General features: G+C 61.4%; 10 protein-coding genes. 6 read left to right on the plus strand and 4 right to left on the minus strand.

Annotated elements, in window-relative coordinates; translation table 11 throughout:
* Positions 1–120: 120 nt before the first annotated feature.
* The 3 genes from KHO30_RS25120 to KHO30_RS25130 all read right to left on the minus strand — a co-directional run bounded on the left by KHO30_RS25120 (position 121) and on the right by KHO30_RS25130 (position 4,348).
* Positions 121–1,815 carry an arylsulfatase gene (locus KHO30_RS25120; RefSeq protein ID WP_211702672.1) on the minus strand — a complete coding sequence of 565 codons (1,695 nt, stop codon included), beginning with the start codon at positions 1,813–1,815 and terminating at the stop codon, positions 121–123.
* A gap of 112 nt (positions 1,816–1,927) precedes the next feature.
* A complete protein-coding gene (locus KHO30_RS25125) occupies positions 1,928–2,971 on the minus strand; it encodes an HAD family hydrolase (RefSeq protein ID WP_425312917.1) in 1,044 nt (347 codons plus the stop codon).
* A gap of 135 nt (positions 2,972–3,106) precedes the next feature.
* Positions 3,107–4,348 (minus strand): formylglycine-generating enzyme family protein, encoded by a 1,242-nt coding sequence (locus KHO30_RS25130; protein ID WP_244864130.1) that lies wholly within the window; start codon positions 4,346–4,348, stop codon positions 3,107–3,109.
* 293 nt (positions 4,349–4,641) lie between these two features.
* Between KHO30_RS25130 and KHO30_RS25135 the strand changes: the two genes are divergently transcribed.
* From KHO30_RS25135 to KHO30_RS25160, 6 genes are read left to right on the plus strand one after another with little or no spacing between them, the layout of a single operon-like run.
* Positions 4,642–5,601 (plus strand): AAA family ATPase, encoded by a 960-nt coding sequence (locus KHO30_RS25135; protein ID WP_211702674.1) that lies wholly within the window; start codon positions 4,642–4,644, stop codon positions 5,599–5,601.
* A 55-nt stretch (positions 5,602–5,656) separates the two neighbouring features.
* Complete coding sequence (locus tag KHO30_RS25140) at positions 5,657–6,628, plus strand: DUF58 domain-containing protein (RefSeq protein ID WP_211702675.1); 972 nt, start codon at positions 5,657–5,659, stop codon at positions 6,626–6,628.
* Entirely contained in the window at positions 6,625–7,164 is a 540-nt protein-coding gene (locus tag KHO30_RS25145) for a DUF4381 domain-containing protein (RefSeq protein ID WP_211702676.1), read from the plus strand. Before KHO30_RS25140 ends, KHO30_RS25145 begins: the two co-directional genes overlap by 4 nt.
* The gene (locus tag KHO30_RS25150) at positions 7,151–8,188 is read left to right on the plus strand and encodes a vWA domain-containing protein (RefSeq protein WP_211702677.1); all 1,038 of its coding nucleotides are present in this window, start codon (positions 7,151–7,153) and stop codon (positions 8,186–8,188) included. Before KHO30_RS25145 ends, KHO30_RS25150 begins: the two co-directional genes overlap by 14 nt.
* Entirely contained in the window at positions 8,178–9,770 is a 1,593-nt protein-coding gene (locus KHO30_RS25155) for a VWA domain-containing protein (protein WP_211702678.1), read from the plus strand. The genes KHO30_RS25150 and KHO30_RS25155 overlap by 11 nt, the downstream gene beginning before the upstream one ends.
* Complete coding sequence (locus KHO30_RS25160; protein WP_211702679.1) at positions 9,767–11,116, plus strand: BatD family protein; 1,350 nt, start codon at positions 9,767–9,769, stop codon at positions 11,114–11,116. The genes KHO30_RS25155 and KHO30_RS25160 overlap by 4 nt, the downstream gene beginning before the upstream one ends.
* A gap of 48 nt (positions 11,117–11,164) precedes the next feature.
* Here KHO30_RS25160 and KHO30_RS25165 read toward each other — a convergent pair whose 3' ends face one another.
* A complete protein-coding gene (locus KHO30_RS25165) occupies positions 11,165–11,368 on the minus strand; it encodes a hypothetical protein (RefSeq protein WP_211702680.1) in 204 nt (67 codons plus the stop codon).
* Between the last annotated feature and the right edge of the window lie 134 nt (positions 11,369–11,502).

Genomic DNA, 11,502 nt, shown 5'->3' on the forward strand with positions numbered 1-11,502 from the left:
GCGTTGGGATAGTGTGAACTGAACTGAATATAAATGCTTTGGATCGGCGCGACGCGTCTTGCGCGAAACCGAAAAGTTGCGCCCACCGGCCGAAGCCGGCAGGCGCAACCGCACTACGTCTTACTCGAGTCCGCGCTTCTTGAAGGACTCGTCGATCTTCTTGTCGACCTGCCGGCGTACACCGTCCACGCTGAAGCTCGCGGGCCGCTGGCTCGGAGGGTAGTCGACGAAGGTCTGCAGGAACGTCGACGCTTTCAGTGTGGCGATGCCGTTCAGGTAAACATTCTTCGTGACCCAGTCGTTGTACTGATCCGACGTGATGTCCGCCCGTTCATAAGGATCCATGCGCAGGTTGAACAGCTTCGGCAGACGCAGGCAGACAAGCGGGTCCTGCCAGATATTCAGGTTGCCTTTTGCGCGCTGCTCGCAGAACACCGCCTTCCAGGCATTGCCGTCCTGATCCCAGCGCATGGCCACCAGATCGCCATCGTCATCGAAATAGTAGAACTCGGTGCGAGGGTCCTTGGTCGTCTGTCCTGTCAGGAACGGCAACTGGTTATATCCGTCGAGGTGATTCTTGAAACTCGCACCGCCCGCTTTAGGCGCCCACCCCTTCAGGAGACGGTCCTTGACGCCAGCGTCGCCAGCAGCCGCCAGCAGTGTCGGGAACCAGTCGAGCCCCGAGAACATCTCGTTGGAGGTTGTGCCCGGTTTGATATGCCCCGGCCATCGCACCATGGCCGGCACACGGAACGCGCCTTCCCAGTTGGAGTCCTTTTCGCTACGGAACGGCGTCGTTGCCGCGTCGGGCCAGGAGAATTGATTCGGTCCGTTGTCCGTTGTGTAAATGACGATGGTGTTCTTGGAAATATTCAGATCGTCCAGCAGTTTGAGCAGTTTGCCGACATCCTGATCGTGCTCCCACATACCGTCGCCGTATTCGTTGCCGGGCATGCCGCTCTTGCCTCTGAATTCAGGCCGCACGTGCGTGAAGACGTGCATGCGCGTGAAGTTCATCCACACGAAGAAGGGCGTGCCGGTCTTGACCTGCTTGCGGATGAATTCTTCCGCGTGAGCGCCGGTTTCGTCGTCGATGGTTTCCATGCGTTTGGCCGTGAGCGGGCCCGTGTCCTGAACCTTGCCGTCCGAGGTGCTATGAATCACCCCGCGCGGCGAGAAGTTCTTCACGTACGGGTCGTTCTTGTCCTTTGGCCAGTACTCACGCTCGGGTTCTTCCTCGGCGTTCAGGTGATACAGGTTGCCGTAGAACTCGTCGAAACCGTGATTGGTCGGCAGGTACTCGTTCTTGTCGCCAAGGTGATTCTTGCCGAACTGACCGGTCGCATAGCCGAGCGGTTTGAGCGCCTGGGCGATCGTCATGTCGGTCTTCTGCAGGCCGACCGGTGCACCTGGTGCGCCGACCTTGGAGAGTCCGGTACGCAACGGCGTCTGTCCGGTGATGAAGGACGAACGCCCCGCCGTACAGCTATTCTCGGCGTAGTAGTCCGTAAAGATCATCCCTTCGTTGGCAACCCGATCGATGTTCGGCGTCTTGTAACCCACCACGCCGCGCGAGTAGGCACTGATGTTTGTCTGCCCGATGTCATCGCCGAAAATCACAAGGATATTCGGCTTCGCCGAAGTCTTGGCGGCGGGTTGTTGTGGTGCACTGGTCGCGGGTGCCACAGCTGGTTTGGCCGGCGCCTGAGTCTGCGCAGGCGCGTTGATGGATGGAAGAATCAATGCACTGAACGCGGCGAGGACGATTACTGTCGCCCCGGCCGCGTAGCGTCCCTTTCGCTGGAACATTCTCATCGTATTGCTCCAATGGAGTTGCTTTGCGGTTCACCCGCCGCGCGTTCCCTGCGTGCCGGGTTGCCTCGTAGCGGCCGCAACCTGCACGCGGCTCGCGCTCTCACGCGTGCATCTACTGCTTTGGTGCGGGATAGATGGTTTGCCAGTCGTCCTTCATGCTGACCACGGTCCAGCCGTCGGCGATCGCTTCGTCCCAGGCCTTGTCGAGCTTGCCGATCTTCGAGGTGCGGTCGTACGCGAATTCGCGTACGGCGTCGTCGTGATGCACCAGCAAGGCGAGGTGCGGACCGCTGCCGGATGCGGTGTACTGCAGCATCTGCAGATCGCCGTCCGAATTGCCGAACGCGAGAATGGGCTTGCGGCCGATGTTTCGATAGATGCCGACAGGTTTGCCGGGACCGTCGTCGACGAAATCGAGTTTCGGCTGGCGCACCAGTACAGGCTGGCCGTTACGCATCTGGTATTGCACCACCTGGCTCGAGCCGACCACTTGCTCGGGCGGAATGCCATACGCCTTTTCGGCCCACGGCCGCATGAATTCGATGGTGCCGCCCGACACGATGAAAGTCTTGAAGCCGTTGGCGCGCAGATAGGAAAGCAACTCCAGTTGCGGTTGATAGACGAGTTCGGTGTAAGGGCGACTGAATTTCGGATGCCGGGCGCTGGCCAGCCAGTTACGGATGGTCTTATCGTAGTCGTCCACGGTCATGCCGCTATTGGCGACGGCGATCAGTTGCAGCAGCTGTTTCTCCTGACTCGCCAACGCGGCATAGTCTTTGACGACCAATGCCTTGAAGGCCGGATTGTTCTTCCACTCGGGATGCTTTGGTGCGGCTGCTTTTACCTGGTCGAGCATGAAGGCGAACTGGAAGTACAGCGGCTGCTCGCTCCATAGCGTGCCGTCGTTATCGAACACGGCAATGCGTTGGGCAGGTGGCACATAGTTCGGCGAGCCATCGCGAGTGACATCGGCGACGAATTTCTGGATCGTCTGTTTTGCTGGTCCGTCACGCCATGAGGGCAGTGCGGCAGCAGAGCTGACTGCCGTCGGCGTTGCTCCGTTCGTGCCGCCAGCCGACGTGCAACCGGCGGAGCATAGCGCGACACCGAGCGCGACCAGGGCGACGCCGAGCGCCGACCTGAACGCAGGGCGCATCGAACTCGCAGTACGTCTCGACCACCTCGATTGATAGATCGACTGCATCCGACCTCCATTCCGATCGCACACTTCCATGACCCGCGAGCGACAGCACGCGAGAGAAACGGGTACAGCTCGAAAGGGCAGCGCGCCCTAGCTTCCGTCTGCGTTTGCGGCGCGATCCGACGCCTGACGTGCCAGTGGTTGCTTCCAGGTGTCTTCGTCCATCACGAGACGAAAGCCGAGATGCGACATGCTGTTGTAGGGGTCGGTGCCGCGCCGTGCGCTAGGGCGGTAGCTTAGGCAGTAGGCTTCGTTGCAAAGGAACGAGCCGCCGCGCGTCACCCGCTTCGGTGCGTCGACGGGGACGCCCTGATCGGCCGGATCCCAGGAATCGCGCGGACCGATCGGGTTGTCGATCGTGCTGGTGCTCACCGCTTCACGCCGGAATTGGTCGGCGCGATACCAGTCGGCCACCCACTGCCAGGCGTTGCCGGTCATATCGGAAAGTCCGTAGCCATTCGCCGGAAAAGTGCCGACCGGACTCGTGCCGAGTGCGCCACCCGCCTTCGGGCTGACCACAGGGAACGCCTGCGGCTCCTGGCCTTGCCAGACGTTGGCCATCTGCTTGCCATCCGGCGCGAATTGATTGCCCCAGGCGTAAGTGGCCTGCTCGAGACCGCCACGCGCGGCGAATTCCCATTCGGCTTCGGTGGGCAGTCGTTTGCCGGCCCATTTCGCATAAGCCTGTGCGTCTTCGTAGGAAACCTGAACAACCGGGTGATCGTCTTTGCCGATGATGTTGCTGTCCGGCCCGGTGGGGTGGCGCCAGTTCGCGCCGGGCACGTAGCGCCACCACTGCGAATAGTCTTCCAGCGGCACGGGATGATTGGTGCCGACGAATACCATCGCGCCGGCCACCATCGCGCTGTCAGGCGGACGCAGCGTGTCAGGCGGCAACTGCACCTTCAGGGTGTCCCAGTCGGGTTTCTTCTCAGCGGTGGTGACGTAGCCGGTGGCTTCTACGAATTTACGGAATTCCGCATTGGTCACGTGATGACGGTCCATCCAGAAACCATGCACGCGCACCTTGTGGGCGGGACGCTCGTTGGGCTGCGCTTGCTTCGAGTCGCTGCCCATCAGAAATTGTCCGCCGGGAACCCATGCCATGCCGAGCGGGCCGTGCGTTCCGTCGCCGTAGACAACTTGGGGATGAGCTTGAGTGCGCGAGGCGAAAGCCCAACTCACCGCCGCGCCGACACATGCAGGAAGCATGACGAGAAGCACGCCCCACAGGAGCAGCTTGCGATAGCGCGCGGTGGGTGCTGAAGTTGCGGAAGGCGTGCCTGTAGAGCGGGCAGCCGTTACCGTGCCACGTTTTCCTGAACTCATCATCTCTTCTCTCACGCAGGTGAAGCTGCTGGCCCTTTAGCAAACATGGGCAGCTCTCTTTTGCACTCAAGCGAAACTTAGCGATACAGAATAACGATTTACGCCGGTAACAAATACGCCGGATACAGCTTAACAAAACGTAAGACGCAGGCTAACAATTTTTCAAACACATTTCACGCATTTTTTTGGGTAGGTGCGAAACTTTGACGGAATTGCGCGTGTGCATTAACGTGTCTGGCGGCAAGCGTTGGCATCCAGGTTGTTCCACCAACCAATGATTGGGGAAATCGAGAGCTATGCGCGAAACGATCCTGCGTTTCGAATCGAGTGTCAACGAAGCGATAGTGGGCCAGCAAGCGGTTGTCCGGCAGGTATTGATTGCGCTACTCGCAGACGGCCATGTACTGCTCGAAAGTCTGCCCGGACTCGCCAAAACGCGTACCGTCAAAGCCATTGCCACGCGTCTTGCGGCCACCATGAGCCGCATTCAGTTCACCCCCGATCTGTTGCCGTCTGACATCACCGGTGCAGAAACGCTGCTGCAAAGCGGCACGGAACGCACGCTTAGCTTCCAGCCCGGGCCTATCTTCGGCAATCTGATTCTCGCGGATGAAATTAACCGCGCGCCCGCCAAGGTTCAATCCGCATTATTGGAAGCCATGGAAGAGCGGCAGATTTCCGTTGCAGGTAAAACGCATCGAATGCCGGACCTGTTTCTTGTCATGGCAACACAGAATCCGATTGAGCAGGAAGGCACCTATCCATTGCCTGAAGCGCAAATGGACCGGTTTCTTCTTAAAGTGCTAATTAGTTATCCGTCGCCACAAAGCGAAGTCGACATGTTGCGATTGCTGCGGCGCGAAAACAACGAGGCGAACGACACGCCCGCTGTTCTCGCCCAGGATGTCATTTTCGCGGTGCGCGAAGAAATCAGCCGGATCGTGGTGGCGCCGGCGATGGACGACTACATTGTGTCGTTCGTCAATGCGACCCGGCATGGTAGGGAGCTCGACGCCGACCTCGGCAAATGGATCGAAATCGGCGCGAGTCCGCGCGGTTCGATCGGCCTCGATCGGGCGAGCCGCGTTCAGGCCTGGTTGCAGAACCGCAAATTCGTCACGCCCGACGACGTGCGCGCAGTCGTTCATCCGGTACTGCGGCATCGGCTGATCCTCTCTTATGACGCCAATGCCGAGAACATCGGCGCCGACGCAGTGATCGACCGGCTGATCGAAAAGATTGCGGTGCCGGCCTGACGCCTGGCGCAACATAAGTATCGTCGCATCGACGCGGGAGATTGCCGTGGTCTTGATGTCCGAATCTGCAAGCGCTGCGACTTCAGCAGATGGCCGCGTCTACATCGACGCAGCGCATCTGGCGAAGCTCGAGTTTCATGCCCGAGGGCTGAGCTTTATTGCGCCGGCGCCGGTATCGAGCGTGCTATCAGGCAGTCATGCGTCGCGATTGCGTGGACGTGGGCTCAATTTCGAAGAAATCCGCGCTTACCTGCCGGGCGACGATGTCCGTCATATCGACTGGAAGGTCTCGCTGCGTCTCGGCAAGCCGCAGGTTCGCGCTTATACGGAAGAGCGGGACCGGCCGCTGCTCGTCGTTGTCGATCAACGCATGAGCATGTTTTTTGGGTCGCGTCGCGCGTTCAAGTCGGTGGTGGCCGCCGAAGTGGCGGCGCTTGCCGTGTGGATGGGTTTCACTGCCGGCGACCGTGTCGGCGGCGTGCTATTCAACGACAGCCAGGTCGTGCGGGTCAAGCCGCTGCGCAGCCGCAGCCGGATCAAGATGCTGTTCGGCGCGCTCGCCACGATGAACCGCGCGTTGCACGCCGAGAGTGAAGCACGTACCGATTACGGACAACTGGACACTGCGCTCGAAGGCGTGCTCAAGCTGGCCGGTCACGACTACCTCATTTGCATCATCAGCGATTTTGCGGGGGCGAGCGAGCGCACACGCAAACTGTTGCGGCAACTGTCGGCGCACAACGACGTCGTCGCGGCGATGATCTTCGATCCCTTGTGGCAGAGCATGCCGGAACACCGAGCGCTGGTGGTCAGCGAAGGCCGTCTGCAGGTCGAATTGCGGATCGAGCAGGAGCGGGTGAGGGCGCCGTTGTCGACCCTGTTCAGCGGCCGCACCGCGGAAGTAGCCGAATTGTTGCGTTCGAGCGGCGCGCCGCTGATGGCCCTGTCGACCGCGGAGCCGACGATCGAACAGGTGCGGCGGTTGTTCGGCGAGCGTGCACGGCCTGCTACCGGGAGCGGCATATGAGCGCCCCGGCCGTTTCGGCGTTGGTACCGCCCGACACGTCCGGGCAACTTCAGCCCTTGCAGGAACTACCGCTACCGCAGACGGTGTCGTACGCGCCGCAAACCATAGGCTGGGTATTCGTCGGACTTTTACTGTTGATGCTGCTGGCGGTGGCGAGCTGGCTGGTCTGGCGGCGGCGAGAGAAGCAGCGCTACCGGCGCGCGGCATTGGTGGAACTGGCGAGCATCGAGGCGAGCCTCGCCGCGACGCAAACGGATTACGCACAACGCGCGAGCGCGCTGGCGGCGATTCCTCGTCTCCTCAAGCGCACATCGCTGGCGGTCGCGCCACGCGAGCAGGTCGCCGCGCTCACCGGCGACGCATGGCTTGCGTTCCTGCAACGCACGCGCGGTCGCTTCGACGCAAAAAGCGAGGCGCTGCTGGCGCTCGCGAGTTATGCACCGCCCGACCAGGTTGCCGCTATTTCCGGGGATGAAGCCGAGACGCTCATCAGCCACACCCGGGACTGGATCGAACATCATCATGTGGAAATTTGATTTCCCGTGGATGTTCGCGCTGCTGCCTCTGCCGCTCTTCGTATGGTGGCTGGTGCCGGCCTATCGCACAACGGCCTCTGCGGTGCGGGTGCCGTTCTTTCACGAAATGGCGCACGCGGCAGGCGAAAAGCCGGCGCCGGGCGGCGTGCGGCTGCGCCGCAACTGGCTGCAGCGTCTCTTTATGCCGCTCCTCTGGGCCTTACTCGTGATCGCCGCGGCCAAGCCGGTCTATGTCGAAGCGCCCATCGTGCGCGAAGAACCCGCTCGCGATCTGATGCTCGCGATCGATCTTTCCGGTTCGATGGCCACGCGCGACTTCGTCAATGCCGCCGGTGAGCGGATGGACCGTTTCAGCGCGGTGAAACGGGTAGTGAGCGACTTCATTGCCAAACGCAAAGGCGATCGCATCGGCCTCGTCGTGTTCGGTGACGCCGCCTATCCGCAGGCGCCGCTCACGCTCGATCATGAGGCCGTACAGGTGCTGCTCGATCAGATGCAGATCGGTATGGCCGGACCACGCACGGCTATCGGCGATGCGATCGGACTCACCGTCAAACTGATGACGAACTCGCAGGCTCAGGAGAAAGTGCTGATCCTGCTGACCGACGGCAACGACACCAGCAGCGCGATTCCACCCGAGCGCGCAGCGGAGATCGCGAAGAGCCACAAGCTGGTGATGCACACCATCGGTATCGGCGATCCGGACACCACCGGCGAAGACAAGGTCGATCTCGATGCGCTCGCGCGCATTTCGAGCATCACGGGTGGCCGATCGTTTCGCGCGCTCGGCCGGCAACAGGATCTCGCCGATGTCTATGCCACGCTGGACAAACTCACGCCCGAGAAAGTGAAGCGCGAAATCTATCGCCCGCAGCGCGACTTTTACTGGGTGCCGGCCGCTGCGGCGGTCGCGATTTTTGCGCTCTACCATGTGCTTGCGTTGCTGATTGCCGTGCTGCGCGCGCCAGGTCGCGAGGCGCGGCCTGAGCGGGCGACAACCGTGGAGGCGGGTCATGGAAATTGATCTGACCGCCTTCCATTTTCTGCGGCCGCTGTGGTTGCTTCTGCTGATTCCCGCCGCGCTCCTGCCGCTTTGCTGGTTTCGCCGCAACAACGTGCGTGCGCGTTGGCGCAATGTCATCGATCCTGCGTTGCTGGAACATCTGATTGTCGGCGATACGAAGCGCCGCGTGATTCAGCCGGTGCATACACTGGGGCTGCTGCTCGGCATCGGTGCGCTTGCTGCCGCGGGGCCCACTTGGCAGCAGGAACGTCCGCCGTTCAATCAGGATAAGGCGCCGCTCGTCGTCGTACTGGAACTCGCGCATTCGATGGACGCCACCGACGTGGCGCCGACGCGGCTCGAACGCGCCAAGCAGAAAGTGCTCGATATCGCCCGGGCGCGCAAAGGCGCGCGCACCGGATTGGTCGTGTTCGCTTCGAGCGGCCATCTCGTCGTGCCGCCGACCGAGGACCCCGCCATGCTCGAGCTGTATGTGCCGGCGCTCTCGCCCTCGCTGATGCCGCTTGACGGCAAGAACGCCACCGCCGGTTTCGACGCCGCCGAGCGTTTGCTCTCGAACGATCCCGCTGCAGGCACGATCGTCTTTATGAGCGACGGCTTCGATACGAATCAGGCGGACGCCTTTGTGCAAAAGGCCAAGACGATCCGTCATCAATTGCTGTGGCTCGCGGTCGGTACGGAAAACGGCGGGCCGATCCGCGGTGCTGACGGCATGATCGCAATGGACCCTGAAGGGCATCCGCTGATGGGTACCTTCGACGCCAACGCGATTCGCAAGGTGGCCGACGAAGCGGGCATTCCGCTCGCCAGCATGCGCGTGGACGACGATGACGTGGTGTGGGTCCAGCACCGCGCGCAGGCCTACCTTGCGCAAGCGGAGGAATCGAAGATCGTACCGCGTTGGAAAGAGTCGGGTTACTGGCTCGTCATTCCCGTATTGTTGCTCGCACTATGGGGTTTCCGGCGCGGTTGGAGCGTGAAGTGGCTACCCGTGGTGCTGATCTCGCTCGCTTTCAGCGCCGTGCCGCGCCATGCTCAAGCGGCCGAATGGCGCTGGGTCGATCTGTTCGCCACGCACGATCAGCAGGGCCGCTGGGATTTCGAGCACGGCGATTACAAGGCGGCCGCGCAACGCTTCGACGATCCGATGTGGAAGGGCCGCGCGCAATATCTCGCGGGCGACTATGCCGGCGCGCTCGAAAGTTTTTCGCATCTGAAGACGGCGCAAGCGTATTTCTACATGGGCAACACGCTGGCGCATCTGGACGACTTCGCTGCCGCCATCAAGGCGTATGACAACGCGCTCAAGATTCAGCCCGCGCTGCGCGAGGCAGCGGCCAATCGGGCATACCTGCAGCGTTTGCTCGCAAAAGACCAGAAGGATGAAATGGATCCGGAGGAGGACGCACCTGACCAGGTGCAGACCGACAAGAAGAAAGGACGGGGTACGTCGACCATTATCGAGGGCGCACCGCGTCCGAGCGAAGAGGTCTGGATGCGCAATCTGAATACCTCGCCCGCGGTTTTTCTGCAGCAGCGTTTTTTGCAGGAAACCGAAGTAAAGGGAGCGAGCGCGCCATGACCGCGGCTTTCCTGCGGCTTCTACTGCTGATCGCGTGGCTCGGCGCGGCTTGCGCTTCAGCGCCGGCCTTTGCCGACCCCGCGCCGCGCACGCTGGTTCGTGCGCATCTCGAGCCCTCGGGACCGGTCGTTGCGGGCAGCGAGGTCAAACTTGTCGTCGATCTGCTGACAACCACGTGGTTTACCGAGGCGCCGAACTGGCCGCTCTTCACCGTGCCCGATGCGATCGTCAGCCTGCCTGACGAACAGGCGGACAATCTCTCGGAGGACATCGACGGTGTGCGCTGGTTCGGTGTGAGTCGCGCTTACCGTATTGCGCCGCAAGCGGGAAAGACATTCGACATTGCGCCGTTTGCCATCACCGTGTATCCGGGCGGCACGACTGCGCCTGTGCAGGTGATGACGCCCGCACTCAAACTCGTCGCGACGCTGCCGCCTGGCGCGGAAGGCATGAGCACCTTCTTTCCGACCACCCGACTCACGGCCACGCAAAAAATCGAGCCGGCGCAGGAACACATCAGAGTGGGAGACTCCGTGACGCGCACGATTACGCAAAGTGCCGCCGGTACCGAGTCGATGTTGATTCCGCCGGTGAATCTGGGCGACGTCGACGGATTGAAACGCTACGCCAAACCGCCCGCGACTCGCAACATCGTGCAGGACCGGGTGGGGTTGGTGGCGGGCGAGCGAACCGACAGCGTGACCTACACCGCCGATCACAACGGCCGGTTCAAACTGCCACCGGTGACAATCGAATGGTGGAACACCAAGACGCAAAAGAAAGAGACGATCGAGTTGCCGGGTGTCACATTTTCGGCTTCCACCGCGCGTGAAAAGCCCCTGTTCGAGATTCCGGTCGAAGCGATGAGCAATGGCTTCCCGCACAGAATCATTGTGATTCACAGCAGGCAGGTGATTGTCGGCTGTGCGGTTCTGCTGGCGATCATGTTGGCGGTCTGGGCGCGCGTGCGTGTGATCACGTTCTTGAGGCGCGCGTGGAAACATGCAATCGACGCACGCAAGCGGTACCTCGAAGGTGAGGCCGTTGCGTGGCGCAGGCTGAATGACGTTGCGCGCCAGGGTGATTGGCGGCAGATCGTTCCGGCGCTGTATCGCTGGATGGACAGAACGCACGAATTCGGACATCCGGCGCGGCTGGAAAGCGCGGTTCGCGCGGACGATACGGGCGTTACGCACCTGATCGACGCTGTGGGCGCGCACTATGCCGGCAGCGTTGCGCCCGAGCTTCACTGGAAGAACGCCGAAACAGCACTGCGACGGGCTGAGAAAAAGACAAGATTGCAGCACCAGGAAACGCAGCCCCTTCCACCGCTCAATAAATTCTAATTAGAAAACCACCGGTCGATACTGGCTTTGCGCGGCCATCTTCGCCGCCTAGCGACGCCCGCTGCGGCCCCACACGTAACGCACCCAACGTTGCCACCTGCTCCGTTGCGGAGCGATAGCGTTGCGTGATGCTTGCTCTTCGCGGTCGCGCTCGACGCTCTTTTGCACCTGATCGTGGATCTGGCGCAGCGTCAAACCACCGGGGCCTTTCAGTTTGTCGGGATCGGAATCGGAGTCAGAGTCGTCTTTCATGGGAATAGCCAGGTCCGGATGAGTCGGCTTGATCTTGATACAGATGGCCAGTCGCGGCAAGCACGTGAAAGAGGCTTTTACGTGAACCGCCTTCGAATCCACAGGACTGGCACAATCGGGGTGACCTCCGATTC

The organism is Paraburkholderia aspalathi, from assembly GCF_905220735.1.
Classification (GTDB): Bacteria; Pseudomonadota; Gammaproteobacteria; order Burkholderiales; family Burkholderiaceae; genus Paraburkholderia; species Paraburkholderia aspalathi.

Excerpts from the sequence above, each read along its gene's own strand:
- KHO30_RS25120 (WP_211702672.1), bottom strand. The coding sequence starts at position 1,815 with ATGAGAATGTTCCAGCGAAAGGGACGCTACGCGGCCGGGGCGACAGTA.
- KHO30_RS25125 (WP_425312917.1), bottom strand. The coding sequence starts at position 2,971 with ATGCGCCCTGCGTTCAGGTCGGCGCTCGGCGTCGCCCTGGTCGCGCTC.
- KHO30_RS25130 (WP_244864130.1), bottom strand. The coding sequence starts at position 4,348 with ATGATGAGTTCAGGAAAACGTGGCACGGTAACGGCTGCCCGCTCTACA.
- KHO30_RS25135 (WP_211702674.1), top strand. The coding sequence starts at position 4,642 with ATGCGCGAAACGATCCTGCGTTTCGAATCGAGTGTCAACGAAGCGATA.
- KHO30_RS25140 (WP_211702675.1), top strand. The coding sequence starts at position 5,657 with ATGTCCGAATCTGCAAGCGCTGCGACTTCAGCAGATGGCCGCGTCTAC.
- KHO30_RS25145 (WP_211702676.1), top strand. The coding sequence starts at position 6,625 with ATGAGCGCCCCGGCCGTTTCGGCGTTGGTACCGCCCGACACGTCCGGG.
- KHO30_RS25150 (WP_211702677.1), top strand. The coding sequence starts at position 7,151 with ATGTGGAAATTTGATTTCCCGTGGATGTTCGCGCTGCTGCCTCTGCCG.
- KHO30_RS25155 (WP_211702678.1), top strand. The coding sequence starts at position 8,178 with ATGGAAATTGATCTGACCGCCTTCCATTTTCTGCGGCCGCTGTGGTTG.
- KHO30_RS25160 (WP_211702679.1), top strand. The coding sequence starts at position 9,767 with ATGACCGCGGCTTTCCTGCGGCTTCTACTGCTGATCGCGTGGCTCGGC.
- KHO30_RS25165 (WP_211702680.1), bottom strand. The coding sequence starts at position 11,368 with ATGAAAGACGACTCTGACTCCGATTCCGATCCCGACAAACTGAAAGGC.